Origin of the sequence: Glacieibacterium arshaanense (assembly GCF_004681125.1) — a bacterium.
In the GTDB taxonomy this organism is placed as follows: Bacteria; Pseudomonadota; Alphaproteobacteria; order Sphingomonadales; family Sphingomonadaceae; genus Polymorphobacter_A; species Polymorphobacter_A arshaanense.
The window spans coordinates 308495-333383 of the sequence record NZ_SIHO01000001.1 but is presented as its reverse complement, the minus strand read 5'-3'; the positions used below and the strand labels follow the sequence as shown (position 1 = coordinate 333383).

29 protein-coding genes are annotated in these 24889 nt (G+C 65.3%); 24 read left to right on the top strand and 5 right to left on the bottom strand.

The features are described from left to right. Positions 1-49: 49 nt before the first annotated feature. The gene (locus tag EUV02_RS01565) at positions 50-349 is read right to left on the bottom strand and encodes a putative quinol monooxygenase (protein ID WP_135244467.1); all 300 of its coding nucleotides are present in this window, start codon (positions 347-349) and stop codon (positions 50-52) included. A 163-nt stretch (positions 350-512) separates the two neighbouring features. On the opposite strand from EUV02_RS01565, the gene EUV02_RS01560 reads away from it, so the two are divergent. From EUV02_RS01560 to EUV02_RS01520, 9 genes are all read left to right on the top strand, one after another. Further along, positions 513-2978, top strand: coding sequence for a patatin-like protein (locus tag EUV02_RS01560; protein WP_135244466.1), 2466 nt, complete (start codon positions 513-515; stop codon positions 2976-2978). Further along, positions 2975-3379, top strand: coding sequence for a hypothetical protein (locus EUV02_RS01555; RefSeq protein WP_135244465.1), 405 nt, complete (start codon positions 2975-2977; stop codon positions 3377-3379). The genes EUV02_RS01560 and EUV02_RS01555 overlap by 4 nt, the downstream gene beginning before the upstream one ends. 146 nt (positions 3380-3525) lie before the next feature. Continuing rightward, positions 3526-4080: a F0F1 ATP synthase subunit delta gene (locus EUV02_RS01550; protein ID WP_135245329.1), complete on the top strand. Its 555-nt coding sequence runs from the start codon at positions 3526-3528 to the stop codon at positions 4078-4080. Between the two features lie 2 nt (positions 4081-4082). Further along, positions 4083-5612 carry a F0F1 ATP synthase subunit alpha gene (gene atpA / locus EUV02_RS01545; RefSeq protein WP_135244464.1) on the top strand — a complete coding sequence of 510 codons (1530 nt, stop codon included), beginning with the start codon at positions 4083-4085 and terminating at the stop codon, positions 5610-5612. 73 nt (positions 5613-5685) lie between these two features. Continuing rightward, positions 5686-6570: a F0F1 ATP synthase subunit gamma gene (locus EUV02_RS01540; protein WP_135244463.1), complete on the top strand. Its 885-nt coding sequence runs from the start codon at positions 5686-5688 to the stop codon at positions 6568-6570. Between the two features lie 19 nt (positions 6571-6589). Beyond that, entirely contained in the window at positions 6590-8044 is a 1455-nt protein-coding gene (atpD, locus tag EUV02_RS01535) for a F0F1 ATP synthase subunit beta (RefSeq protein WP_135244462.1), read from the top strand. Next, positions 8041-8649: a hypothetical protein gene (locus EUV02_RS01530; protein ID WP_135244461.1), complete on the top strand. Its 609-nt coding sequence runs from the start codon at positions 8041-8043 to the stop codon at positions 8647-8649. The genes atpD and EUV02_RS01530 overlap by 4 nt, the downstream gene beginning before the upstream one ends. Before the next feature lies 1 nt (position 8650). Beyond that, positions 8651-9061, top strand: a complete 411-nt coding sequence (locus tag EUV02_RS01525; RefSeq protein ID WP_135244460.1) for an ATP synthase F1 subunit epsilon — start codon at positions 8651-8653, stop codon at positions 9059-9061. Between the two features lie 146 nt (positions 9062-9207). Beyond that, positions 9208-9585, top strand: a complete 378-nt coding sequence (locus EUV02_RS01520) for a VOC family protein (protein ID WP_135244459.1) — start codon at positions 9208-9210, stop codon at positions 9583-9585. Position 9586: 1 nt separating this feature from the next. On the opposite strand, the gene EUV02_RS01515 is transcribed toward EUV02_RS01520, so the two are convergent. From EUV02_RS01515 to EUV02_RS01500, 4 genes are all read right to left on the bottom strand, one after another. Next, positions 9587-10348, bottom strand: a complete 762-nt coding sequence (locus EUV02_RS01515; RefSeq protein ID WP_135244458.1) for a class I SAM-dependent methyltransferase — start codon at positions 10346-10348, stop codon at positions 9587-9589. A 69-nt stretch (positions 10349-10417) separates the two neighbouring features. Beyond that, positions 10418-10963, bottom strand: coding sequence for a Smr/MutS family protein (locus EUV02_RS01510; protein WP_135244457.1), 546 nt, complete (start codon positions 10961-10963; stop codon positions 10418-10420). Beyond that, positions 10941-12122, bottom strand: a complete 1182-nt coding sequence (mltA, locus tag EUV02_RS01505) for a murein transglycosylase A (protein ID WP_341533697.1) — start codon at positions 12120-12122, stop codon at positions 10941-10943. The genes EUV02_RS01510 and mltA overlap by 23 nt, the downstream gene beginning before the upstream one ends. Next, positions 12119-12790: a Tim44/TimA family putative adaptor protein gene (locus tag EUV02_RS01500; RefSeq protein WP_135244456.1), complete on the bottom strand. Its 672-nt coding sequence runs from the start codon at positions 12788-12790 to the stop codon at positions 12119-12121. The genes mltA and EUV02_RS01500 overlap by 4 nt, the downstream gene beginning before the upstream one ends. Positions 12791-12982: 192 nt before the next feature. Between EUV02_RS01500 and secB the strand changes: the two genes are divergently transcribed. From secB to ybeY, 15 genes are all read left to right on the top strand, one after another. After that, positions 12983-13480, top strand: a complete 498-nt coding sequence (secB, locus tag EUV02_RS01495) for a protein-export chaperone SecB (RefSeq protein WP_135244455.1) — start codon at positions 12983-12985, stop codon at positions 13478-13480. Positions 13481-13639: 159 nt separating this feature from the next. Then, positions 13640-15205 (top strand): murein biosynthesis integral membrane protein MurJ, encoded by a 1566-nt coding sequence (gene murJ, locus EUV02_RS01490; RefSeq protein WP_135244454.1) that lies wholly within the window; start codon positions 13640-13642, stop codon positions 15203-15205. Positions 15206-15213: 8 nt separating this feature from the next. Beyond that, a complete protein-coding gene (gene trpS / locus EUV02_RS01485; protein ID WP_135244453.1) occupies positions 15214-16230 on the top strand; it encodes a tryptophan--tRNA ligase in 1017 nt (338 codons plus the stop codon). A 119-nt stretch (positions 16231-16349) separates the two neighbouring features. Further along, positions 16350-17024 carry a DUF4136 domain-containing protein gene (locus tag EUV02_RS01480; RefSeq protein WP_135244452.1) on the top strand — a complete coding sequence of 225 codons (675 nt, stop codon included), beginning with the start codon at positions 16350-16352 and terminating at the stop codon, positions 17022-17024. Between the two features lie 45 nt (positions 17025-17069). Further along, complete coding sequence (locus EUV02_RS01475) at positions 17070-17549, top strand: universal stress protein (protein ID WP_135244451.1); 480 nt, start codon at positions 17070-17072, stop codon at positions 17547-17549. An 81-nt stretch (positions 17550-17630) separates the two neighbouring features. Further along, positions 17631-18191, top strand: coding sequence for a NifU family protein (locus EUV02_RS01470; protein WP_135244450.1), 561 nt, complete (start codon positions 17631-17633; stop codon positions 18189-18191). Positions 18192-18215: 24 nt separating this feature from the next. Next, positions 18216-18809: a malonic semialdehyde reductase gene (locus tag EUV02_RS01465; RefSeq protein WP_135244449.1), complete on the top strand. Its 594-nt coding sequence runs from the start codon at positions 18216-18218 to the stop codon at positions 18807-18809. Positions 18810-18839: 30 nt separating this feature from the next. After that, positions 18840-19448, top strand: a complete 609-nt coding sequence (gene tsaB, locus EUV02_RS01460) for a tRNA (adenosine(37)-N6)-threonylcarbamoyltransferase complex dimerization subunit type 1 TsaB (RefSeq protein WP_166430453.1) — start codon at positions 18840-18842, stop codon at positions 19446-19448. Further along, the gene (gene rimI, locus EUV02_RS01455) at positions 19445-19915 is read left to right on the top strand and encodes a ribosomal protein S18-alanine N-acetyltransferase (RefSeq protein ID WP_135244447.1); all 471 of its coding nucleotides are present in this window, start codon (positions 19445-19447) and stop codon (positions 19913-19915) included. Before tsaB ends, rimI begins: the two co-directional genes overlap by 4 nt. A 124-nt stretch (positions 19916-20039) precedes the next feature. Beyond that, positions 20040-20456 carry a Ros/MucR family transcriptional regulator gene (locus EUV02_RS01450; RefSeq protein WP_135244446.1) on the top strand — a complete coding sequence of 139 codons (417 nt, stop codon included), beginning with the start codon at positions 20040-20042 and terminating at the stop codon, positions 20454-20456. Between the two features lie 152 nt (positions 20457-20608). Further along, positions 20609-21040, top strand: a complete 432-nt coding sequence (locus EUV02_RS01445) for a Fur family transcriptional regulator (protein ID WP_135244445.1) — start codon at positions 20609-20611, stop codon at positions 21038-21040. A 110-nt stretch (positions 21041-21150) separates the two neighbouring features. Then, complete coding sequence (locus tag EUV02_RS01440) at positions 21151-21888, top strand: lysophospholipid acyltransferase family protein (RefSeq protein WP_135244444.1); 738 nt, start codon at positions 21151-21153, stop codon at positions 21886-21888. 97 nt (positions 21889-21985) lie between these two features. After that, the gene (gene miaB / locus EUV02_RS01435) at positions 21986-23323 is read left to right on the top strand and encodes a tRNA (N6-isopentenyl adenosine(37)-C2)-methylthiotransferase MiaB (RefSeq protein ID WP_279379485.1); all 1338 of its coding nucleotides are present in this window, start codon (positions 21986-21988) and stop codon (positions 23321-23323) included. A 2-nt stretch (positions 23324-23325) separates the two neighbouring features. Next, positions 23326-24354, top strand: coding sequence for a PhoH family protein (locus tag EUV02_RS01430; protein WP_135244443.1), 1029 nt, complete (start codon positions 23326-23328; stop codon positions 24352-24354). Between the two features lie 21 nt (positions 24355-24375). Next, the gene (gene ybeY, locus EUV02_RS01425; protein WP_135244442.1) at positions 24376-24885 is read left to right on the top strand and encodes an rRNA maturation RNase YbeY; all 510 of its coding nucleotides are present in this window, start codon (positions 24376-24378) and stop codon (positions 24883-24885) included. The last annotated feature ends 4 nt before the right edge of the window (positions 24886-24889 follow it).

Here is a 24889-nt window from a genome sequence, read left to right as displayed (position 1 = left end):
CCCGGTCGCGGCCAGACTAGGCGGTCGTCACGTTTCCGCAAGCTTTCACCTAGACCGAAGTCGGGGCACTCGCCTCATAGGCGGTGAACGCCCTCGAGATCAGCCCGTGTGCCGCGGCGGCGGCGCGCCACGGGGCAATGTGCGGCGCGCCGAGATGGCGGTCGAGACTGGCCCGATCGGGCCAGCTTTCCGAAAACCGCAGCAGTCCCGGATCAAACACGTCCTCGGCAACGTCATAGCTGAAGCAGCCGTCATCACGCCGCGTCGTTTCGACCAGCTCGGTCAGCGCCGGGCGCAGCGTCGCCAGCGCTTCGGGTGGAAATCGCAACGTGCCAATGACGATGATCATGCGCCGGGTGCTCCCTGTGACTTGAATTGCCGGCAAGGCCCTACAAAGCTTCGCCGGCTGCGGCAATTATTTCGCCGTCAAATCAACGCGGTGTTGTGCGCGACGCAAATGCCGTATTTAGTTGAAGCGGGCGCCGGGCGTCCAGTTTGGGGAAACAGCGCGCATGCGCGAAAAGGAACTGCGGCTCGCACTCGTCTGCTACGGCGGCGTCAGCCTGGCCATCTACATGCACGGCATCACCAAAGAGGTGTGGAAGCTGCTCCGCGCCTCGACCGCCCGCGCGCGGTTGACCAGCGCCTGCGCGCTGCCCGGCGCCTGCACCGAGGACGTCTACGCCGAATTGCTCGACGTCATCGGTGAACAGGTCGACCTGCACGTCATCGTCGATATCGTCGCGGGCGCGTCGGCGGGCGGCATCAACGGCATCCAGCTCGCGCACGCCATCGCCGGCGGCTACGACATGGAAGCGCTGCGCGACCTGTGGCTGGTCAACGCCGACATCGATAATCTGCTCGATGCCGAGGCCGCATCGAGCCGGTTTTCGAAGTGGTGGGCGCGCCCGCTGATCTGGTGGCTCAACGGCCGCACCAATCGCCTGCCCGACAATATGGAGGACGATCTCGACCCCGAAGCGCGCGCCGAAGTCCGCGCCAAGCTGTCGCGCTTTATCCGATCGCGCTGGTTCCAGCCGCCGTTTTCGGGGCCGGGGTTTTCGGGCTATCTGTTCGACGCGCTGACCGCGATGGAAAAGGCGCCGCCCGGGCCGCCGCTGATCCCCGCCAGCCAGCCGCTCGACCTGTTCGTCACCGTCACCGATTTCCACGGTTCGCCGCAAAACCTGCAACTGCACTCGCCCAAGGAAATCATCGAGACCGAGCACCGACTGATCATCGGCTTCCACAGCGAAATCGACGACGGTTCGACGGTCACGACGACGCGCAGCCTGGGCCACCGCGCCGAGCTGACGCTGGCGGCGCGCGCGACGGCGTCGTTCCCCGGCGCGTTTCCGCCGACGCAGGTCGGCGAAATCGATGGCGTGCTGGCGGCGCGCGGCGTGTCATGGCCGGGGCGTGATGCGTTTCTGCGGCGGATATTGGCGCGCCGGACGTCGGCCGGGCTACCACCCGAAGGCGCGACGCTGATCGATGGCAGCGTGCTCAACAACCGGCCGTTCGGTCCGGCGATCGAGGCGCTGCGCCACCGCCCGGCGCACCGCGAGGTCGACCGGCGCTTCGTCTATATCGACCCCAAGCCCGGCGCACGCGGTGATCCGGCGGGCAAGGCCGGGGCGCCGCCGGGATTCTTCACGACGATTTTGCGCAGCCTGGCCGATATCCCGCGCGAGCAGCCGATCCGCGACAACCTTGAAGCGATCGAGGGCGTGTCGGCGCGCGTGCGCCGGCTGCGCTATGTCGTCGACGGCATGCAGCCGCAAGTCGATGCCGCGATTGCGCGCGCTGTCGGCCGGCGGTTTTTCCTGCGCAAGCTGACCCCGGCGCGGCTGTCCGAATGGCGCAGCAAGACGCAGACGCTGGCGGCGGTCGAGGCGGGCTTTGCCTATGCCGCTTACGGCCAGCTCAAATTCGCCGGCGTTGTCGAATCGCTGATCGGCCGGCTGATCCACCTCGGCGGCTTCGACATGCGCGGCGGCGCCGCCGAACTGCGCCGCGAAATCTGGGACAATGTCACCGCGCGCAAGCTCGGCGAGGTGGCGCAGGTCACCGCACGCGGCGGCGCGCATTCGCCGTTTGTCGAGTTCCTGCGGCGATACGACCTCGAATTCCGCATCCGCCGCCTGCGCTTTCTGCTGCGGCGCCTCAACAGCCTGGCGGAAGCCATCGACGACGAGGACGAGCGCGAGCGTCTCGAAAAGGTCAAGGCCGGCATCTACCGGCTGATGGCGCCGTATCTGGCGTGCCGCAGCGACGGGCACTATTCGGACACGCTGCGCTCGGTCGCCGCCGCCTCGCCGCTCGATCCGGTGATGGCGATGGAAGCGCTCGCCGATGCGATGGACCTCAATGCGCTCGACACCGCGACCGATCGCGATCTGGTCACGCTGTTCGAAACGATCAGCGCCAAGTCGCATCGCCAGGCGCTGCTGCGCGCCTATCTCGGCTTTGCCTTCTACGACATTACCGTGCTGCCGCTGCTGCAGGGCGACGGCATCGACGAATTCGACGAGATCATGGTTGACCGCATCTCGCCCGCCGACGCCAACAGCCTGAGCCGCGGCCGCGCCACCGTGGCGCTCGCCAAGGCGACGACGTCGGCCACCAGCACCGTCGATCCGGTCAGGGCCAGCCCACTCAAGGGCACGCAGCTCAATTCGTTCGGCGCGTTCTTTTCGCGCGCCTACCGCGAAAACGACTATCTGTGGGGCCGGCTGCACGGCGCCGAACGGCTGATCGACATCGTCGCTTCGACCCTGCCCGACAATCAGGCCATCGCCCCCGAGCGGCTGCGCGGCATCAAGGCGCGGGCGTTCGCTGCCATTCTGACCGCCGAGCGCGGCGTGCTGACCAGCATTCCCGACCTGATCGAATCGCTCGAAGCCGATATTGCGGTGCTGATGGCGGCGAGCGGCGACCCTACCAGCCCGCTGCCCAGCGCTGAAGACAATGAATGAGCGCTAGCGCGCTGCGCCGCACGCTGGTGGCCGCATTGGTCTATTTTGCCGTGGTGTTCGCGGCGGGGTTCGTGTTCGGCATTGTCCGCACGCTGTTGCTGATGCCGCGCATCGGTGCCTTGCCCGCGGTCATGATCGAGGCGCCGTTGATCCTGGCGGTGTCGTGGCTGGTGTGCGGGCGGGTACTGGCGCACTGGGCGGTGCCGCCGCAGTGGCCATGGCGGCTATTGATGAGCGCTACGGCGTTCGCGCTGCTGATTGCCGCCGAAATGGCGCTGGCGCGGGTCCTCAACGGCAGCAGCCCGGCAGAGTTTGTGGCGAGCTACACCGGCGCCGCCGCCAGGCTCGGTCTGGCCGCGCAGCTGCTGTTTGCGGTGGTGCCGCTGCTGCGCCGGCGATAAATTCGCCCGAGGCGGCGCTACGGTGTTTCGCTGCCTTGCAACATGAATGACCCCATGCTAGGGCCACCGCGCTCGCGCAGACCGTGCCTTCCGGGGCATTTCGCGCGTGTGCATTCAGGTCCAATCCTTTGGAAATGGCGAGGTTCGTGGAAACATCGGGCGGAATTGTTGCTGGTATCTCGGGGCGTTACGCCACCGCTTTGTACCAGCTCGCGCAGGACGCGAAGGCGACCGACAAGGTTGCTGCCTCGCTGGCCGCGCTGACGGCAGCACTCGCCGAATCGGCGGACCTGAAGTCGCTCATCAACAGCCCGCTGATCGATCGCGCCGACGCCGGCAAGGCGGTTGCCGCCACCGCCAAGGCGATGAAGCTCGACAAGCTGACCAGCAATTTCCTCGGCGTGCTCGCCCAGGGCCGCCGCCTCGCCGTGCTGCCCGCGATCATCGCCGACTTCGGCAAGCTTTCGGCAGCGGCGCGCGGCGAAGTCACCGCGCACGTCACCAGCGCCCGCAAGCTCGATGCCAAGCAGACGTCAGCGTTGCTCGCGCAGCTCAAGACCGGTTTGGGCCGCGACGTCGCGCTCGACTTGCATGTCGATCCTGAAATTCTCGGCGGGCTCGTCGTGCGCGTCGGTTCGCGCATGATCGATTCGTCGATCGCCACCAAACTCAACACACTCGGACAGCGACTGAAGGGCTGAACATGGATATCCGCGCCGCAGAAATCTCGAAGGTCATCAAGGACCAGATTGCCAACTTTGGCAACGAAGCTGAAATCAGCGAAGTCGGCACTGTGCTGTCGGTCGGTGACGGCATCGCCCGCGTCTACGGGCTCGACAACGTCCAGGCGGGCGAAATGGTCGAGTTCCCCGGGGGCATCAAGGGCATGGCGCTCAACCTCGAAGCCGACAACGTCGGCATCGTCATCTTCGGGTCGGATTCGACCATCAAGGAAGGCGACACCGTCAAGCGCACCGGCACCATCGTCGACGTTCCCGTCGGCCGCGGTCTGCTCGGTCGCGTTGTCGACGGCCTCGGCAACCCCATCGACGGCAAGGGCCCGCTGACCGACGTCACGCGCGCCCGCGTCGAAGTCAAGGCGCCCGGCATCATCCCGCGCCAGTCGGTCAACGAACCGATGCAGACCGGCCTCAAGGCGCTCGACGCGCTCGTCCCCGTCGGCCGCGGCCAGCGCGAACTGATCATCGGTGACCGTCAGACCGGCAAGACCGCTGTCGCCATCGACACCTTCATCAACCAGAAGATCACCAACGCCGGCGCCGATGACAAGAACAAGCTGTTCTGCATCTACGTCGCCATCGGCCAGAAGCGTTCGACCGTCGCGCAGATCGTCCGCGCGCTCGAAGAAAACGGCGCGATGGAATACAGCATCGTCGTCGCCGCGACCGCGTCGGAGCCTGCCCCGCTGCAGTTCCTCGCGCCCTACACCGGCTGCACGATGGGTGAGTATTTCCGCGACAACGGCATGCACGCCGTCATCGTCTATGACGATTTGTCGAAGCAGGCCGTCGCCTACCGCCAGATGTCGCTGCTGCTGCGTCGCCCGCCGGGCCGCGAAGCTTATCCCGGCGACGTGTTCTACATCCACTCGCGCCTGCTCGAACGCGCCGCGAAGATGAACGCCGACAATGGCTCGGGCTCGCTGACCGCGTTGCCGATCATCGAAACCCAGGCCGGCGACGTTTCGGCGTACATTCCAACCAACGTGATTTCGATCACCGACGGCCAGATCTTCCTTGAAACCGAACTGTTCTACCAGGGCATCCGTCCGGCCATCAACGTCGGTCTGTCGGTCAGCCGCGTCGGTTCGGCGGCCCAGACCAAGGCGATGAAGAAGGTCGCCGGCTCGATCAAGCTCGAGCTCGCGCAGTACCGCGAAATGGCGGCGTTCGCGCAGTTCGGTTCGGACCTCGATGCGTCGACGCAGCGCCTGCTCAACCGCGGTGCCCGCCTGACCGAACTGCTCAAGCAGGGCCAGTACCAGCCGATGCCGTTCGAAGAACAGGTCGTCAGCATCTTCGCCGGCGTCAACGGCTTCCTCGATGCCGTCCCGACCAACGCGGTGACGCGCTTCGAAGCCGGCCTGCTGTCGGACATGCGCAACAACCACGCCGATCTGCTCGCCGCCATCCGCACGTCGAAGGACATTTCGGATGACAGCAAGGCAAAGTTGAACGCTGCAATCGGCAACTTCGCCAAGACGTTTGCTTGAAACTTCAGCCGTCACTCCGGTGACGGCGGAACGAACTGGGTTCCGGCGCAAGCCGGGATGACAGAAGGATACGATGGCCAGTCTTAAACAGCTCAAGATGCGCATCGCTTCGGTGAAGTCGACGCAGAAGATCACCAAGGCGATGAAGATGGTCGCTGCGGCGAAGCTGCGCCGTGCGTCCGAAGCCGCCGAAGCCGCGCGCCCCTATTCGGAGCGCATGGCCGCCGTGCTGGCGTCGCTCGGCAGCAAGGTCACGCCGGGACCCGAATCTCCCAAATTGCTCGCCGGCACCGGCAGCGACCAGGTTCACCTGCTCGTCATCGCTTCGTCCGAGCGCGGGCTGTGCGGGGGTTTCAACACCAACATCGTTCGCCTTGCACGCCGCAAGATCGATACGCTGCTGGCCGAGGGCAAGACCGTCAAGCTGCTGTTCGTCGGCAAGAAGGGCCGCGCGCAGTTGCAGCGCAGCCATGCGTCGCACATCATCGGCAGCATCGACATCAGCGAGATGAAGCGCGCCAGCTTCAGCGACGCGCAGCGCATCGCCGATGACATTGTGGCACGTTTCAACGACGGTGAATTCGACGTCGCGCACCTGTTCTTCGCGCGCTTCCGTTCGGCGCTGGTCCAGGAACCGACCGAATTGCAGCTGATTCCGGTGGCGATTGCCGGCGCGACCGAGGAAACGCCCGCCGCTGCTACGTCGTCTGCCGACTATGAGCCCGACGAGGAGCTGATCCTCGCCGAACTGCTGCCGCGCAACCTCAGCGTGCAGGTGTTCCGCGCGCTGCTCGAAAACGCCGCGTCGGAAGAAGGCTCGCGCATGACCGCGATGGACAATTCGACGCGCAACGCCGGCGAAATGATCAACAAGCTGACCATCACCTACAACCGCACCCGCCAGGCCGCGATTACCAAGGAGCTGATCGAGATCATCTCCGGCGCCGAAGCGCTTTAAGAATTCAGGAGAAGTACCCATGGCAAAAGCCCCCGTCACCGCCAACATCGGCCGCATCACGCAGGTCATCGGCGCCGTTGTCGACGTACAGTTCGACGGCGACCTGCCGGCGATTCTGTCGGCGCTCGAAACCAAGATCGGCGATGTCCGCCTCGTGCTCGAAGTCGCGCAGCATCTCGGTGAAAACACCGTCCGCACCATTGCCATGGATGTCACCGACGGTCTGGTCCGCGGCCAGGCGGTGACCGACACCGGCAGCCAGATCCGCGTCCCCGTCGGCCCGGCAACGCTCGGCCGCATCGTCAACGTCATCGGTGAGCCCATCGACGAACGTGGCCCGGTGGGCGCCGCGACGACGATGCCGATCCATGCCGAAGCACCGCTGTTCGTCGACCAGTCGACCGACAACTCGATTCTGGTCACCGGCATCAAGGTCATCGACTTGCTCGCGCCCTACGCCAAGGGCGGCAAGATCGGTCTGTTCGGCGGCGCCGGCGTCGGCAAGACCGTGCTCATCCAGGAACTGATCAACAACATCGCCAAGGGCCACGGCGGCACCTCGGTGTTCGCCGGCGTCGGTGAACGCACCCGCGAAGGTAACGATCTTTACCACGAATTCCTCGAAGCCGGCGTTATCGCCAAGGACGCTGACGGCAACCCGACCAGTGAAGGTTCGAAGGTCGCGCTGGTTTATGGCCAGATGAACGAACCCCCGGGCGCGCGTGCCCGCGTCGCGCTGTCGGGCCTGACCAACGCCGAATATTTCCGCGACGTCGAAGGCCAGGACGTGCTGTTCTTCATCGACAACATCTTCCGCTTCACGCAGGCCGGTTCGGAAATGTCGGCACTGCTGGGCCGCATCCCGTCGGCGGTGGGCTATCAGCCGACGCTCGCCACCGACATGGGCGCGCTGCAGGAACGCATCACCTCGACCAACCGCGGTTCGATCACCTCGGTGCAGGCGATTTACGTGCCCGCCGACGATTTGACCGATCCGGCGCCCGCCACCTCGTTCGCTCACTTGGACGCGACGACCGTGTTGTCGCGCTCGATCGCCGAACTCGGCATCTATCCGGCCGTCGATCCGCTCGATTCGACCTCGCGCGTGCTCGAGCCGCGCACCGTCGGCGAAGAACATTACGCTGTCGCGCGTTCGGTCCAGGAAGTGCTGCAGAAGTACAAGTCGCTGCAGGACATCATTGCCATTCTCGGCATGGATGAACTGTCGGAAGACGACAAGCTCGTCGTCACCCGCGCCCGCAAGATCCAGCGCTTCCTCAGCCAGCCGTTCCACGTCGCCGAAATCTTCACCGGCTTCCCCGGCGTGTTCGTCGCGGTCGAAGACACGATCAAGGGCTTCAAGGCCATCGTCGCCGGCGAATACGACCACCTGCCCGAAGCCGCCTTCTACATGGTCGGCACCATCGAGCAGGCCGTCGCCAAGGCGCAGAAGATGGCAGCCGAAGCGGCGTGATTCGTCCGCTTGCCCAAGCGGCAGTGGCGTGTTGCTTTGTTGCAAGTGCAACGATCGCGCAGCCGCTGCCGGAATGGGAAGCGGGACGTGAAGTTGGCGCTTTGGCGGCGAATCTCAATGGCGCCATTCAAGCGTGCGAGTATCACCTAGCGGCGTCAGAAGCTGAGTGGAAAAACCAAACAACCTTTGGAGTTCGATACAGCCTGAAGCCAGCGTCGCAAGTTTCTCCTGAATTGAACGAACTTGCAGGATTTTTGGGGAAGTCGCAATTTTACGAGTGGTTTGATCCTCACGCCAGCATATGGATTTTGGCGTCTACTGAGCGAAAAGCATGCCGAATTGCAGTTTCAAATTCCAAGTTCATATCACGAGCAGGTTCGTCACTATCACCGCTAATTCTTGAAGGGGGCACGTGGAGCGTAGCGACTGACAAGGAAAATCCCTATTTCGGAAAATCGGGTGGTAACACACATCAAGTGTATGTTCAGCGCTGCGAAAGCTGCAATATACGACCAACGTTAGTTGTGACCGAGCCGCGAGAGGGACAGTTGTTAACCTCACAGCAGCAGATGTTAGTCACCATTTCGATATTGAGTAAGGAATAACATGGCAGACCTCCTCCACTTCGAACTCGTTTCGCCCGAGAAGCTGTTGCGCTCGGACGAAGTGTTCATGGTTGTCGTTCCGGGCGCCGAGGGTGACTTCGGCGTGCTCGCGGGCCACGCGCCGTTCATGTCGACGATCCGCCCCGGCGCGATCCTCGTCTATCCGACCGGCCTCAACGACACCCCCGAACGCGTGTTCATCGACGGCGGCTTCGCCGAAGTCGGCGCCAATGGCCTGACCATCCTCGCCGAAAGCGCCACGCCGGTCGCCGACATCGCCGTCGACGCCGTCATTGCCGACCTCAGCCTGGCCCGGGAAAAGCTGCGCCTCGCCACCGATGCCGGCGAACAGCGCACGCTGGGCGCACAGGTTGCGCGGCTTGAAGCCATGCAGGCTGTCGCCGCGAACTAAAGCGCCTCCGGCGGGCAGGCGTGACGCCTGCACCCAATTATTAGGCGCTCTTCAATCGGGTGCAGGCCTCAGGCCTGCCCGCCGGAGGCTCTACCTCTACCCCGCACTTCATGTTAAATTCCCGCCGCTTTGCAGGGGAGGCAGACATGTCGCTTGCCGGTTGTGCACCGATCACCTTCATCATCACCGCCAACCGCAAGGTTGCCGAAGCGTTCTACGGCGAAACCCTAGGGCTACCGCTGCGGCGCGATGACGGCTTTGCCGCGGTCTTCGACCTTGCCGGCGTGGCCTTGCGGGTGACCGAGGTGCCGGGCCATGTCCCGTCAGCGCACCCGGTGCTCGGCTGGCAGGTCGCCGACATCGTCGCCACCGCAACTGCCCTCACCGCCCGCGGCGTCAAGTTCACCATCTACGATGGCATGGGTCAGGATGCGCTCGGCATCTGGACGGCGCCGGATGGCAGCGCCAAAGTGGCGTTCTTCAACGACCCCGATGGCAACGCGCTCAGCCTGACTCAAGGTTGACTCAGCCCTTAGGCCTCCGGAACTTGTACACCACGCGGTCGGTCTTGCCGCGAATGGTGGGGCCGAACACCAAAGTCGTGTGATCATCCGCCGGGTTCGCCAGCACTGGCGATTCGCCTTCGAACACGAAGCCGGCCTTGATGAAATCGGCCTTGATGACCGCCGGGTCCATGCGGTGCAGCTTGTCGACAGTGGCGCGCGTGTCGCTGCCGGTTGCGCCGACATGGTCGACGACGCCGACGATGCCGCCGGGTTTGGTGGCATTGAACACGACCTGCAGGAACGCCGCCGGGTCCATGCGCTTGAAGTCGTATTTGGCGCTTTCCCAATAGGTGTCATGATAGACGAGGTGCATCAGCACGAAGTCATAGCTGCTCGGCGCCAGCGCGACATTTTGCGGCGACATCAGCATTAGCCCGACATTCTTGTCGCGTTCAATGAGTGACGCCCACGCCGCCTTGGCCTTGTCGGTCTTGACGAACTGCGGCGGTTCGAGCGCCATGACATAGCCCTTGGGGCCGACGGCGCGCGCCATGATTTCGGTGTAATAGCCGCCGCCCGCCATGACATCGAGCACGCGGTCGCCGGGTTTGAGCCCGAAGAAGCCGAGAACCTCGACGGGCTTGCGCCCGGCATCGAGTTCGACCTGGTCGGCGGGGCGGTCGGGAGCGGCGACGGCGGCCGCCAAAGGGTTCGCCGCGGGTGCAGCAGCAAGCGGCGACGCGGTCAGCAACAGCAACGCGAGCAACGGTGAAATCTTCATGGTGCGAGCCTCCCCAAAAGCGATTGGCGACAGGCTAGGCGCAACGCCGCGCCGGCTCAAGCAGGACGTTCAGCGCCGCCGCAGGATGACATACCATGCCCCGCCGCCACCGTGGCGCGGGTGCGCGGGGCGCAGTGCGGCAATGAATGGTCGCAGTTCGGCACCGTTGAGCCAGTCGCGCAGTCGGGCGCGGATGACGCCGCGCGGGCGGTCGTCATGGTGGCGGTGGTCGCGTTCGGTGTCGGAATCGCGCGCGCCCTTGCCGGTGATGACGAGCAGCACGCGCGCGCCTGACAACGCCGCGTCGCCAATGCGCTGCACCAGCAATGCGTGCGCGCGGTCGCTGGTATAGCCGTGCAGGTCGATCGTCGTGTCGGGGGTCAGCACGCCGCGCCGGATCGCCTTGTCCCAGCTGCCGTCAAGCGTCGCGTCATCGACGGCGATGCGATTGGCGGCGGCGGTGCGCTTGGGCGGGGTTGCGGAGGTTGGCTGCGGCTTTAACGCCACCTTGGGCAACGGCTGCAACGGTGGCCGCGACTGCCCCTCCATCGGCCGCACCGAAGCCGCGACATGCGACCACAGCGCGGTTTCGTCAGCGCCGAGTTTGCGGACCATTTTGAAACAGCCGGGCAGCAGCGGCGGGCGGCAGCAACAGCACCGTGGTGCCCGTTGTGGACAATCCGCCGGCGGTCTTGCGCGCGTCGGCGCCCGCGCCCCAAAAGATATCGAGCCGGTTGGCGCCCTTGATCGCGCCGCCGGTGTCCTGCGCCACCATCAGCCGCGCGAACGGCGCCGGCACGCGCGTATCGAGCCACAGCGGCGCACCGAGAGGCACGTAGCGCGGATCGGCGGCAACGCTGACCTGCGGTGTCAGCGCCTGCCCCAGCGCACCGATCGGCCCGTCGCCCTTGACCTCTCGGAAGAACACATAGCTGCCATTGGCGTTGAGGATAGCGGGCGCTTCGTCGGGGTGTGCGCGCAGCCAGCCGATGATGCCATCCATCGTCGCCTGCCCCGGTGCCAGCGCGCCACGGTCACGCAGCAGCTTCCCGATGGCGACATAGTCGCGGCCATTCTGGCCGTCGAAGCCGATGCGCATGACGCTGCCATCAGGGAGTAGCAGCCGCCCCGAGCCCTGGATTTCGAGGAAGAACGCCTCATACGGGTCGGCCGCCCAGGCCAGTTCCAACCCGCGCCCGGCGAGCGCACCACCGGTGATCGCGGCGCGGTCGTAATAGGGCACCAGCGCCGTGCCGTCGACGCGACCGCGCACCTTCTTGCCCTTGAGACTGTCGCTGAACAGCCCGAGATCGACCTCGATCAAATCGGCCGGCCGACGGTAAAACGGTACGGCATAGCCAGGCGCGGCGGTGCGTGATCCGGCGATTTCAGGTTCATAGTAACCCGTGTTGAGCCCGCGCCCGTCGCCGATCCGCACCGGCACCAGCGCGGTTTCGAAAAAGCCGCGCGCGTCGGTCGCGGTCTTGGCGGCAGTGCAGGCAGCGGCCCAGTCGCCGGGCTGCGTCAGGCCGCTGGCATCGGTCCGTTTGAGCAGCGCCGGACAGGTCTTGCGGAAGGCGGCAAGTGCGGCGGTCGCATCGGCCTGCGCCCAGCCCGGCTGCTGCATCAGCGGCGCGGCGCGCACCGCAAGGCTACGCGCGTCAGCGGTCGGTGCAGGAGCAGGAGGTGCAACCGGTACTGCCGGCTTGGGCGTCGTCGTTGCGCAGCCGGCGAGGAACAGCAGTCCCGCCAGTGCCGCAAGGCGCGGCGTCACTCTCCGTCGTCGGTCGCGATCAGCAACCACGCCGGATCGGCCGAGCCGACATGATGGCTGAACGTCCACACGTCATGCGTCGGCGTCGCGTCGGACTTCGAACCGGCGACCACGGCGCCGCTGGCGTCGGTCGACATGCCGGCGATCTGCGCATCGAAGCGCACGGTCACTTCGGCCATCTGGCCGACCATCTGCGCGCCCACCAGCGTCGCGGCATCGATGCCGACGAGGCGGTTTTCAAAACGCACGCCCGATTCCTTGCGCGCATCGATGGCGCTGGTGAAATGCGCGAGCACTTCATCCGAAACCAGATGCTTCATGTCGGCGGCATTGCCGGCCCAGAACGCTTCGAGGATCATGCCGTAGGCGGCGCGTGCGCCGGTCAGGAAACGCGCCGGGTCAAAACGCGGATCGGCATCGGCAATCGACTGCAAATCGGCACGTAGCGCGGCGGGCGTTCCCGACGGCAGCTCGATGGCGACCGGCTTGCGCGCGTCGGTTGCGACAGTGCCGGGCTTCGACAGTTCGGGGGCGCCGGCGCGATAGGGTTCGCCCGCGGGCTTTTCATGGCCCGTCCGCCGGCCCAGCACGCTGACCAGCCGCAAACCGATAAAGCCCGCCAGCATCGCCAGCAGCACGATCTCGATCCAGGTTCCGCTATCGCTCATCAAATACGCCTCAATTCAACTGCAACACTGTAGCAAGCCGATGGTCAATCGTCCATGCCTGTGCCGCAGATGCGACATAGGGTGTTTCGCCGCGCCCGCAAGTGCCGCGACAACGCTACGTCGCTTGCCTAAACGGGTTCACCTCTGCTAGCGACCGCGCCATCAGTTTCAGCTTCAAAAAGAGATATGATCATGGCCGACGAGATCGAAGGAATCGACACCACTGCCTTTGGCGACGGCGCCGACACGCAGCCGCAGGTCAGCATCCTGACGCAATACGTCAAGGATCTGTCGTTCGAAAACCCGAACGCGCCGCAGTCGCTGCAGATGGAAACTGCGCCGCGCATCGAAATCAACGTCAACGTCAACGCCCGCCGCCTCAGCGATGACATGTTCGAAGTCGAGCTCAAGATCGAAGCCAAGGCGTTCAATGGCGATGCTGCTGCGTTCGTCGTCGAGCTGCTCTACGGCGGCTTGTTCGGCCTGCGCAACGTGCCCGCCGAAGCGCTCGAGCCGTTCCTCGTCGTCGAAGCCCCGCGCATCCTGTTCCCGTTCGCACGCCGCATCGTGGCGGACGCCACGCGTGATGGCGGCTATCCGCCGCTGCTGCTCGAACCGATCGACTTTGCCTCGCTGTACATGCAGCAGCAGGCCGGCAACGCCGGCCAGCCTTCGGTTGGCAACGCCTAGTTCACGCCAAGCAAGTGGCACGCGTCGTGGCAAAGCCACGCCGTCGGACGGGTTCGGGCGGGGTTTCCGCCCGCCCCGCCGGCCGTGCTTGCGTGAGTCCGTGCCGAAGCCAAAATTCGTGAAGGACGAATTTCGCCTTCACCACAGGCCCCGCTGCGCATGAGTTTGGTCCGCGCCACCGCGACCATCGGCAGCCTGACGCTGGTCAGCCGCGTCCTCGGCTTCCTGCGCGACGTGCTGATGGCGCGGTTTGTCGGCGCTGGCATGGCGGCGGACGCTTTCCTGATCGCGTTCCGGCTGCCCAACCTGTTCCGCGCGCTGTTCGCCGAAGGCGCGTTTTCGGCGGCGTTCGTGCCGATGTTCAGCCGGACAATCGCCGCCAATCCCGATGACAGCGGCGCCGGCCAGCGCTTTGCCGAAGAAGTGCTGTCGGTGCTGTTGCCCATTCTGGTGGTGTTCACTGCGGTGATGCTGGTCGCCACTGGCCCTGTCGTCTGGGCACTGACCGGCGGCTTTCCCGATGCCAGCCCGCAAAAGTTCGAGCTGGCGGTCGAATTCACCCGCATCACCTTTCCCTATCTGCTGCTGATTTCGCTGGTGTCGCTGATGGGCGGTATCCTCAACTCGCTCGGGCGCTTCTGGGTCAATGCGGCCGCGCCGATCCTGCTCAACCTCGCGCTGATCGGCGGGATGCTGTTCTTCCGCGGCGACAGCGATGTGCAGACTGCGCGCGTCCAGGCGGCGTGTGTCACCATTGCCGGAATTTTGCAGTTCATCTGGCTGCTGTGGGCATGCGTGCGTGTCGATATCAAGCTGCGGCTGCACTGGCCGGCGTTTACGCCGATGGTCAAGCGGCTGCTGATCATCATCGGCCCGGCGGCGCTCGGTGCCGGTGCGGTGCAGTTCAACCTGCTGATTTCGACCGCACTCGCGGCGCGCTTCCTGCCCGAAGGTGCGGTCAGTTATCTGTATTACGCCGACCGGCTCAACCAGCTGCCGCTCGGCCTGATCGGCATCGGTGTCGGCACGGCACTGCTGCCGGCGCTGTCGCGGCAGCTTGGTGCCGGCAACCCGCAAGTCGCGCTGCACACGCAAAACCGCGCCATCGAGCTGGTGCTGCTGCTCACCCTGCCCGCCGCTGCCGCGCTGGTGGTGTCGGCGGTGCCGATCATCAGCGGGCTGCTCGAAGGCGGCGCGTTCACGCCGGCCGATTCGTCGGCGACGGCGGCAGCACTCGCGGCGTTTTCGCTCGGGTTGCCGGCCTATGTGCTGATCAAGGTGCTCACGCCGGGCTTCTATGCCCGTTCGGATACCAAGACGCCGGTGCGCATTGCGGTCGCGTCGATGCTCGTCAACCTCGTCGGCAACCTGCTGTTGATCTGGCCGCTGGCGCATGTCGGCATCGCACTCTCGACGGCGCTCGCCGCCTGGGTCAACGCCGGGGCGCTGTATGTCGTGCTGCACAAGCGCGGGCATTTCGCGGTCGATGCGCGGCTGCGGCGCACCGTCTGGCGGCTGGTGGTTGCGGCGCTGGCCATGGTCGGCGTGCTGCTGGCGCTCAATCCGGTCATCATGGGCTGGATGCACGGCAACATCATCGTCCGCGGCCTTGGCCTTGGACTGTTGCTGTCGGCGGGCGGTATCGCGTATCTGGCAAGCGCGTTCGCCCTCAAGGCGTTTTCGGTTGCCGACCTGCGCGCGCAACTGACCCGCCGCAAGAGTTGAGAAGAGTTATGACCATCACCAAGCGCGTGTTTTCGGGCATCCAGCCGACGGGCAACCTGCACCTCGGCAACTATCTCGGCGCGATCCGCAACTGGGTGACGATGCAAGACGAGTATGAATGCATCTATTGCATCGTCGACCTGCACGCGATCACCATGCCGCACGTGCCCGCCGAGCTGCGCGCCAACACGCTCGAAATGGCCGCAGCCCTGCTGGCGAGCGGCATCGACCCCAAGCGCGCCATCCTGTTCAACCAGAGCCGCGTCCGCATGCATGCCGAGCTGGCGTGGATCCTCAACTGCACGGCGCGCATGGGCTGGCTCAACCGCATGACGCAGTTCAAGGACAAGTCGGGCAAGGACAAGGAAGGCGCCAGCGTCGGGCTGTTCGTCTATCCGGTGCTGCAGGCTGCCGATATCCTCGGCTACAAGGCGACGCACGTACCCGTCGGCGACGACCAGAAACAGCACCTTGAACTGGCGCGCGACATCGCAACAAAGTTCAACACCGATTTCGGTGTCGAGCTGTTCCCGCTGCCCGAACCGGTCATCGGCGGTCACAATGCTGCCGGTCCGGCCCGAGTCATGAGCCTGCGCGACGGCACCGCGAAAATGTCGAAGTCCGATCCTTCGGACATGAGCCGCATCAACCTAACCGACGATGCCGACACCATCGCGAACAAGATCAAGCGCGCCAAGACCGACCCCGAGCCGCTGCCCGAAACCGCCGCCGGGCTTGAGGGACGTCCCGAAGCGCGCAACCTTGTCGGGCTGTATGCGGCGCTCGCCGATTGCAGCGTCGATGCGGTGCTTGCCGACTACGCCGGCAAGGGGTTCGGCGCGTTCAAGCCGGCGCTCGCCGAGCTGATGATCACCGCGCTGGCACCGATCAACGACCGCTTCGTGCATTTGCGCGCCGACCCCGCCTATCTCAGCCAGGTGCTGCGTGACGGCGGCGAACGCGCCAATGCGATTGCCGAGCCGGTGCTGGCGCAGGTGCAGGAAACCGTCGGCTTCCTGCGCTGAACCGCAGCGACGTGCGACGGCGCGGCCACTTGTTTCAAATTCACGACGAGTTCATATCTATATTTGCATGATTTGATGTTCCTTGTGGGTTTGGCCGTTTGGCCGTGGAGTAGTGGGCAATGCGTTTGAAGATCCTGTTTGCCGTGGCGTCGCTGACCTTGGTGAGCGCCTGCGCCCCGACGTTCACCGCGCAAGTCGCGCGTTTCCAGGTCCTGCCGCCGCCGACCGGCCAGAGCTTCACCATCGAGCCGCTTGATCCCGCCAAGGTCGGCAGCATCGAATTCGCCACCTTCGCCGGCTATGTCCGCCGCGGACTGATCGACGCCGGCTTTGTCGAAGCGCCGACGCCGACCAATGCCACGCTGATCGCCAAGTTCGACTACAACGTCATGCAGGGTCCGACGCAGATCAACAGTACGCCGGGCTGGGGCCCGGCCTGCGGTGGCTGGGGCTGCGGCGCCTGGGGCGCAGGCGCCGGCTGGGGCCGCTATGGCGGCTGGGGCGGCTGGGGTGGCTGGGGCGGCGGCTGGGCCGCGCCGCAGATCTATTCGACCGACACCTGGAACGCCTGGACCGAACTCCACATCGATCGCGCTGCCGACAAGACCAGCCTGTTCGAAGGCCGCGCCCAGACCAATAGCACGCAGAGCGCGGTGACCTTCCTCGTACCCAATCTGGTACGCGCGCTGTTCACCGACTTCCCCGGTGTATCGGGCCAGACGACGACGGTCACCTTCGACCCGACACGGCCGCCGGTAGCGCCCACACCGGTTGCTGCGGTGCCTGCCAAATAGTACCGCGCTTGCCGTCAGGCGTCGGCGCGGCTTAGGCTGCCGTCGATGAACGCAGCCGCTGCCGATTCGGTACGAACCTATCTCGTCGTCGTCGACGCGACGCCCGAAAGCCGTGTCGCGTTGCGCTATGCCGCATTGCGCGCGCGCAGTGTCAGCGGCCGCGTCATCCTGCTCCACGTCATGCCCGCGACCGAGTTCATGCAATGGGGCGGCGTGCAGGCGGCGATTGAAGCCGAGGCCGCCGAAAACGCCCAGACATTGCTCGCGGGGATTGCCGACGAAGTCGTCGAATGGACGGGCAGCCGTCCCGGCGTCATCATCGCCAAGGGTGAGGCTATTGCCGCCGTCATGAACACCGTCGCGGCCGACCCGTCGATCCATGCACTGGTGCTCGGCGCCGCGCCCAAGGGAGCCCCTGGCCCGCTGGTCAGCTACTTCGCTGGCGAACGCGCCGGCACCCTGCCCTGTCTGGTGATGATCGTGCCCGGCGGCGTATCTGACGACCGGCTGGCAGAACTGACCTGAGCGCGGGTCGCGGCGCTGCGGCGAATGCTTGATATTGCGACGCCAACGCGCCACATGGACGCCAGACATGGAGTCCCCCCAATGTACATCGAAACCGAACGCACGCCGAATCCGGCCACGCTGAAGTTCCTCGCCGGCCGCACCGTGCTCGCCGAAGGCAGCGCCGAATTCGCCACTGCCGAGGCCGCCGACGAGGGCTCGCCGCTCGCCGCAGCACTGTTTGCACTCGGCGATGTGACGCGCGTGCTGTTCGGCACCGACTTCATCGCGGTGACCAAGGCCGAAGCCAGCGCCGACTGGAGCTATCTCAAACCGCAGGTACTCGGCGTCCTTGTCGACCACTTCAGCAGCAACGCGCCGCTATTCACTGCGCAGGCGCCGGCGGCGGCCGCCATCAACGACGACCCCGAAGATGCCGAAATCGTCGCGCAGATCATCGAGCTGATCGACACGCGCGTCCGCCCGCAAGTCGCCAATGACGGCGGCGACATCATCTACCGCGGCTTCGACAAGGGCGTCGTGTCGTTGCAGATGCAGGGCGCCTGCTCGGGCTGCCCGTCATCGACGGCGACGCTCAAGAACGGCATCGAATCGCTGCTCAAATATTATGTGCCCGAAGTGACCGAGGTTCGCGCGGTCTGACCCCCCAGCATAACAGGAGTTACCATGTCCGGTTCCCCGCTCGGCGATGCCGCGCTCGATCAGCTGTTTCGCGAAGCCCGCACCTATAACAGCTGGTCCGATGCCCCCGTCAGCGATGCCGACCTGCGGGCGCTGTATGACCTGGTGAAGATGGGGCCGACGTCGGCGAATGCTTCGCCGGCGCGCTTTGTCTTCGTCAAGTCGGCCGAGGGCCGCGAAAAGCTGGCGGGATTTGTCGGGCCGAACAACAAGGACAAGGTGCTGACCGCGCCAGTCACTGTCATCATCGGCATGGAAATGAACTTCCACGAACGGCTGCCCGAGCTGTTCCCGCACGCCGATGCGCGCAGCTGGTTCGCGCACAATGACGAGCTGCGCCGCGAAACGGCATTCCGCAACAGCGCGCTGCAGGGCGCCTATCTGATCCTTGCGGCACGCGCGCTCGGCTTCGACACCGGACCTATGTCGGGGTTCGCCAAACCGCTGGTCGATGCGGCGTTCTTCGCCGGCACGACGATCGAAACCAACTTCATCTGCACGCTCGGCAAGGGCACCACCGAAAAGCTGTTCGGTCGCTCGCCGCGCCTGAGCTTCGAAGACGCCGCGCAGATCGTCTGACCCGGACCGGCCGCGCTGATGCTGCTTTGCATGGATACGGCATTGGCGGGGCTGTCGGTGGCGCTGTGTGACGGCGACCGGATTGTCGCCGAACACCATGTGCTGATTGGCCGCGGCCATGCCGAGTCGGTGATTCCGGTGGTCGCCGATGTCATGGCGCGGGCCGGGGTTGATGTACCTGACGCCATCGTCGTCGATATCGGCCCGGGCAGTTTCACCGGCCTGCGCATCGGCATCGCGGCCGCGCGCGCGCTCGGGCTCGCCTGGGGCGTGCCGGTGCACGGCATGCGCGCCACCGACCTCGTCGCCGCGGCAGCGTTCGCCGATGCGCCCGATTGCGACCGCCTCGCCGTCGTGCTCGATGCTGGCCGTGGCCAGCTTTATGTCCAGCACTTCGAGCGCGGCCAACCCGCTGGCGACATCGTCGCGCTGAGCCCCCCCGACGCGACGCGCGCCTGCGCCGGAATCGCCGTCGCCGGTCCGGGTGCGCCGATGCTCGGCGATGCCCGGATATTGTCTGACGCATGGCCGCGTGCCGCCGATGCGCGGTTGCTGACGCCCGCGGCGCGCGCGCTGACACCCACACCGCTCTATGTCCGCGCCCCCGATGCCGTGGCACCGGCGATGCTGCTGTCATGAGCGTCGACGTGCGCCTTGCCTCCGGCGCCGATGTGTCGGCCATCATGACGGTGATGCGCGACGCGTTTGACCCGCGCTTCGGCGAGGCCTGGTCGGTCAGCCAGCTCACCGGCTCGCTGTCGATCCCCGGCACTTGGGCGATGGTCGCGCACGGCGCTGACGGCACAGTCACCGGCTTCACGCTGACGCGGCTGATTCTCGACTCGGCCGAACTTTTACTTGTCGCGGTCGCCAATGACTGTCGCGGTGCCGGTTGCGGTCGCGCGCTGCTTGAGGCAGCGGCAGAGCAGGCGCGCCAACGCGGTGCCGCAGAGATGTTCCTCGAAGTGCGCGACGGCAATGAGGCGGCACTGGCGCTTTACCGCAAGTGCGACTTTACAGAAATCGGCCGCCGCAAAGACTATTATTCCGGCGCTGGAACCGAACGCTTCGATGCCATTACCATGCGCTGCAAGTTCGGCATTTGAAAAGCAGTAGCAATATTCCTAAATTTGAGTTAACGTCACCGGACTCTTCTTGCATTTTTATGTCATAATCGACATATGACGCTCGTTCCCATGGTTGAGAACGATAAAATTGAGGGTCAATCCAATGAACGATCGTACAGAATCGCACCAAGAGTTGCTTTCGCTGACTGCGGACATTGTGTCTTCGCATGTTGCAAACAACACGGTTGCAGTATCCGATTTGCCGCATGTCATCGAGCATGTTTACACGACGCTCGCGCGTCTGGGTCAAGACGTGAAGGCGCCCGAAGCGCGCCAGGAACCCGCTGTCAGCGTCCGCGCGTCGATCAAGCCCGACTATGTCATCTGCCTTGAAGACGGCAAGAAGCTCAAGATGCTCAAGCGCCACTTGATGACGCACTATGGCCTGACGCCGGATGCGTATCGCGCCAAGTGGAACCTGCCCGCCGACTATCCGATGGTTGCACCCAACTACGCTGCACAGCGTCGCGTGCTCGCCAAGAAAATCGGTCTCGGCACCAAGCGCACCAGCAAGCGCTAGTTTTTAGACACCGACACAAGAAAGGCGGCGGTTGGGTGGGCAACCGCCGCCTTTTTGTTTGTGCTGCGTATCCGACAATCGCTGCACCATCACTTGCCGCCGTCGCGGCGCCTTTCTAATATGGCGGCGAGACAATCTTCACCGGGGTGAACATGAGCGGCAGGATCGATATCGAAGCGCTGTGCGCCACCAAGGGCCTGCGGATCACCGACCAGCGCCGCGTCATTGCCCGTGTGCTGTCGGATGCGCAGGATCACCCCGATGTCGAGGAGCTGTTCCGGCGCTCGGCGGCGATCGACTCGCGCATTTCAATCGCCACCGTGTACCGCACGATCCGCCTCTTCGAAGAAGCCGGCATCCTCGAACGCCATGACTTTCGTGACGGGCGTTCGCGCTATGAAACCGTCCCCGATGAGCACCACGACCATCTGATCGACATAGAAACCGGCCAGGTCATCGAGTTCCACGATCCCGAGATCGAAGAACTGCAGGCCAAGATCGCCGCGCGACTGGGCTACAAGCTGGTCGATCACCGCATGGAACTTTACGGCAGCCCGGCCAAGCCGTCAGGGAAATCCAGCTGAATAACGCAGCTGCGCCAGACCCGTCGAAGACGCCACGGCAGATCGGGTTTGGCGCCAAAATCTATGGCCGGACACGCGCCGCACTGGGCGCCGGAGCCGCCGTTACCGTATTGGTACCGCTCGAACTGCTGACACGCAAACTGCGCCCCGGTGGCTGGCCGCAACTGACGCAGATGTTTCACAAAATGCTGTGCCGGTCGCTGGGCTTGCGTATTGGCATCCATGGCGCACCGGCACGCCAGGGCGGCGTCTTCTACGTCGCCAACCATATCTCCTACCTCGATATCCCGGTGCTCGGCAGCCAGATCCGCGCGGCATTCGTCGCCAAATCGGAAGTCGCCGGCTGGGGTGTGGTCGGCTGGCTGGCGACGCTGGCACGCACAGTCTACATCGAACGCGAGCGCCGGTCGCGCACCGCCGAGCAACGCAACGCCATCGTCGAGCGGCTGGCAAATGGCGGCGATGTCATCCTGTTCCCCGAAGGCACCAACAGCGACGGCGTCAGCGTCATGCCATTCAAATCGGCGCTGTTCGCGGTGGTCGAAGGCCCCGAAGCCGCGGACTTCCTGATCCAGCCGGTCACCATTGCCTATACCCGCGTCAACGGCATGCCGGTTACGCGTGGCCAGTTGCCCGACATCGCCTGGGTCGGTGACAGCGAGCTCGCACCGCACGCGCTGACGCTGATGGGGCTTGGCCCGATCCGCACCGAGATCGTCTTTCACCCCGCGGTGCGCGCTGCTGATTTCGCCGACCGCAAGGCGCTGATGCGACACTGCCATACCGTCATCGCCAGCAGCTACCGGCAATTGATGCGCGGCGGCAACACGCCGCGACCTGTCCGATGATGGCCGTGGCGCGGCGCTTTCGCCGGCCGCGGTTACCCCGTATAGGAGTCGTGTTGCCGCAAAACTGCGCGGCGCTGGACCGGAGATCGTTCTGCCTGTGAGCCAACGCTATTTCGTCAAGACCTTCGGCTGCCAGATGAACGTCTATGATTCCGAACGTATTGGCGAGTTGCTCGAAGCCAGCGACATGGTCGCCGCAAAGACCAGCGAAGACGCCGACGTCGTCATCCTCAACACCTGCCACATCCGCGAAAAGGCCGCCGAGAAAGTCTATTCGGACATCGGCCGGCTGAAAGCCTCGAAGCGCAAGTCGGGCGTAAAGCCGGTCATCGTCGTCGCCGGTTGCGTCGCGCAGGCCGAAGGCGCCGAAATCGCCCGCCGCGCCCCGACCGTCGATGTCGTCGTCGGACCGCAGGCCTATCACCGCCTGCCGGCGCTGCTCGCCGCCGCGCAAGGCGGCAAGGCCGCGGTCGATACCGACATGCCGCTCGACCCCAAGTTCGATGCCCTGCCCGCGCGCCGCCGCGCCGTGCCGCCAAGCGCGTTCCTGACGGTGCAGGAAGGCTGCGACAAATTCTGCACCTTCTGCGTCGTGCCCTACACGCGCGGCGCCGAAGTCTCGCGCCCGGTCGCCGACCTGATTGCCGAAGCGCGGTCGCTGGTCGCATCGGGTGCCCGCGAAATCGTGCTGCTCGGCCAGAACGTCAACGCCTTCCACGGCACCGGCGGCACCGGCAATGCCATCACGCTGGCGGGGCTGATCCGCGAGCTGGCGGCGCTGCCGGGGCTGGCGCGGCTGCGCTATATGACCTCGCACCCGCGCGACATGGATGATGCGCTGATCGCCGCGCACGCCGAAGTCCCCGAGCTGATGCCGTATTTGCACTTGCCGGTGCAGTCGGGCTCGACGCGCATCCTCAAGGCCATGAACCGCGCACACACCGTCGATTCGTATCTCGCGACGCTCGACCGGCTGCGCGCGGTGCGGCCCGACATCGCGCTGTCGGGCGATTTCATCGTCGGCTTCCCTGGCGAAACCGACCAGGACTTCGCCGACACCGTCGCGCTGGTCAAACGCGTCGGTTACGCGCAAGCCTATAGCTTCAAATACAGTCCTCGTGCCGGAACCCCTGCAGCAACAATGGAGAATCAAGTGCCCGAAGCGGTCATGGAAGCCCGGCTTGCCGAGTTGCAGGAAGCGATAAGCGCGGGGGCACTGGCGTTCAACCGCGCCAGCGTCGGCAAACAGGTGGATGTGCTGCTCGAACGCAAGGGCCGCCGTCCCGGCCAGCTGATCGGCAAGTCGCCGTGGCTGCAATCGGTGCATGTCGCGGCGGGTGACGCCGTCATCGGTGATATCGTCCGTGTCGAACTGCGCGATGCCCAGCCCAACAGCCTCGAAGGCGTGGTACTTGCCCATGCGCGGGCGGCCTGAGCATGGCCAAGAAATCCGCACCCCGCGTCCCAGCCCGCAGCACCATGCAACCCGCCGACCGTGTTCGCTTGGAGCATGAATTCGACCGCCCGCACCTGATGGGCCCGCTGTTCGGCCAGTATGACGAAAACCTCATCGTTATCGAACGCGAACTCGGCGTCCACATCAGCGCCCGCGGCAACAAGGTCGCGATCGAAGGCGATGCCGAAAGCGTCGCACGCGCCCGTGACGTGCTCGCCGGGCTCTACAACCGGCTGGTCGCCGGCCGTGCACTCGACCCCGGCGACATTGCCGGTGCGGTGGCGATCAGCGCCGACCCGTCGCTCGACGGGCTGACCCGCGCCGATGCCGGCGGCGGCCCCGCGACGCTCGCCACGATCCACACGCGCCGCAAGACCATCGTCGCGCGCTCGCCGACACAGGTGAAATACATCGAGGCATTGTCGAGCCACGATGTCATTTTCGCGCTCGGGCCGGCGGGCACCGGCAAGACCTATCTCGCGGTCGCACAGGCGGTCAACCAGCTCGTCGCCGGCACCGTCGACCGGCTGGTGCTGTCGCGGCCGGCGGTCGAAGCCGGCGAGCGACTCGGCTTCCTGCCCGGCGACATGAAGGACAAGGTCGATCCCTATCTGCGGCCGCTCTACGACGCGCTGTACGACATGCTGCCCGCCGAACAGGTCGAGCGCCGGCTGGCGTCGGGCGAAATCGAAATCGCGCCGCTGGCGTTCATGCGCGGCCGCACGCTGGCGAGCGCGTTCATCATCCTCGACGAGGCGCAGAACACCACGCCGCTGCAGATGAAGATGTTCCTGACGCGCTTCGGCCAGGGCTCGCGGATGGTCGTCTGCGGCGACCCCAACCAAGTCGATTTGCCCAACCCGGCGATGTCGGGGCTGGCCGATGCGGTGCGCAAGCTCGAAGACGTCGAAGGCATCGCGACGATGCGCTTTTCGGCGAGCGAAGTCGTCCGCCACCCGATCGTCGGCCGCATCGTCGAGGCCTATGAAGGGCCGCCCAAGGATGCCTGACCGACAACCTGGCTGCCCGCCATGCTGACCGTCGAAACCGATATCGCGGCGGGTGACTGGGACGCGGCTGCCGATTGGGAAGCGCTCGCCGCCAAGGCCTGTGCGGCGGCCCTCGCGCAATCGCTCTATGCCGGGATTGCCGAGCTTGCGGCGGCCGCCGAAGTCTCGGTGCGCTTCAGCGATGACGCCGAGGTGCAGACGCTCAACCGCGACTACCGCGGCAAGGATAAGCCGACCAACGTGCTGTCGTTCCCGATGGTGGCACCCGACCTGTTCGACACGCTGGCGGACAGCGATGACGGCGAAATCCTGCTCGGAGATATCGTCCTCGCCGCCGAGACGGTGGCGCGCGAGGCGGCCGAAAAGCACATCAGCATCGCACATCATGCCACGCACCTGATTGTGCACGGCACGCTGCACCTGCTAGGATATGACCATGAAGATGAGGGGCAGGCCGAGCATATGGAAAGGCTCGAACGGAGCGCACTCGCCGGCCTCGGCGTGGCTGACCCTTATGCTGATGTCGCCTGAGCGG

Bases quoted from the DNA above. Each gene is read 5' to 3' on its own strand.
- EUV02_RS01560 (WP_135244466.1), top strand. From the start codon at position 513: ATGCGCGAAAAGGAACTGCGGCTCGCACTCGTCTGCTACGGCGGCGTC.
- EUV02_RS01480 (WP_135244452.1), top strand. From the start codon at position 16,350: ATGCGTTTGAAGATCCTGTTTGCCGTGGCGTCGCTGACCTTGGTGAGC.
- EUV02_RS01515 (WP_135244458.1), bottom strand. From the start codon at position 10,348: ATGAAGATTTCACCGTTGCTCGCGTTGCTGTTGCTGACCGCGTCGCCG.
- EUV02_RS01565 (WP_135244467.1), bottom strand. From the start codon at position 349: ATGATCATCGTCATTGGCACGTTGCGATTTCCACCCGAAGCGCTGGCG.
- ybeY (WP_135244442.1), top strand. From the start codon at position 24,376: ATGCTGACCGTCGAAACCGATATCGCGGCGGGTGACTGGGACGCGGCT.
- atpD (WP_135244462.1), top strand. From the start codon at position 6,590: ATGGCAAAAGCCCCCGTCACCGCCAACATCGGCCGCATCACGCAGGTC.
- rimI (WP_135244447.1), top strand. From the start codon at position 19,445: ATGAGCGTCGACGTGCGCCTTGCCTCCGGCGCCGATGTGTCGGCCATC.
- EUV02_RS01450 (WP_135244446.1), top strand. From the start codon at position 20,040: ATGAACGATCGTACAGAATCGCACCAAGAGTTGCTTTCGCTGACTGCG.
- EUV02_RS01500 (WP_135244456.1), bottom strand. From the start codon at position 12,790: ATGAGCGATAGCGGAACCTGGATCGAGATCGTGCTGCTGGCGATGCTG.
- tsaB (WP_166430453.1), top strand. From the start codon at position 18,840: ATGGATACGGCATTGGCGGGGCTGTCGGTGGCGCTGTGTGACGGCGAC.
- EUV02_RS01470 (WP_135244450.1), top strand. From the start codon at position 17,631: ATGTACATCGAAACCGAACGCACGCCGAATCCGGCCACGCTGAAGTTC.
- murJ (WP_135244454.1), top strand. From the start codon at position 13,640: ATGAGTTTGGTCCGCGCCACCGCGACCATCGGCAGCCTGACGCTGGTC.
- EUV02_RS01555 (WP_135244465.1), top strand. From the start codon at position 2,975: ATGAGCGCTAGCGCGCTGCGCCGCACGCTGGTGGCCGCATTGGTCTAT.
- atpA (WP_135244464.1), top strand. From the start codon at position 4,083: ATGGATATCCGCGCCGCAGAAATCTCGAAGGTCATCAAGGACCAGATT.
- EUV02_RS01430 (WP_135244443.1), top strand. From the start codon at position 23,326: ATGGCCAAGAAATCCGCACCCCGCGTCCCAGCCCGCAGCACCATGCAA.
- secB (WP_135244455.1), top strand. From the start codon at position 12,983: ATGGCCGACGAGATCGAAGGAATCGACACCACTGCCTTTGGCGACGGC.
- EUV02_RS01520 (WP_135244459.1), top strand. From the start codon at position 9,208: ATGTCGCTTGCCGGTTGTGCACCGATCACCTTCATCATCACCGCCAAC.
- EUV02_RS01465 (WP_135244449.1), top strand. From the start codon at position 18,216: ATGTCCGGTTCCCCGCTCGGCGATGCCGCGCTCGATCAGCTGTTTCGC.
- EUV02_RS01445 (WP_135244445.1), top strand. From the start codon at position 20,609: ATGAGCGGCAGGATCGATATCGAAGCGCTGTGCGCCACCAAGGGCCTG.
- EUV02_RS01540 (WP_135244463.1), top strand. From the start codon at position 5,686: ATGGCCAGTCTTAAACAGCTCAAGATGCGCATCGCTTCGGTGAAGTCG.
- EUV02_RS01510 (WP_135244457.1), bottom strand. From the start codon at position 10,963: ATGGTCCGCAAACTCGGCGCTGACGAAACCGCGCTGTGGTCGCATGTC.
- trpS (WP_135244453.1), top strand. From the start codon at position 15,214: ATGACCATCACCAAGCGCGTGTTTTCGGGCATCCAGCCGACGGGCAAC.
- EUV02_RS01525 (WP_135244460.1), top strand. From the start codon at position 8,651: ATGGCAGACCTCCTCCACTTCGAACTCGTTTCGCCCGAGAAGCTGTTG.
- EUV02_RS01475 (WP_135244451.1), top strand. From the start codon at position 17,070: ATGAACGCAGCCGCTGCCGATTCGGTACGAACCTATCTCGTCGTCGTC.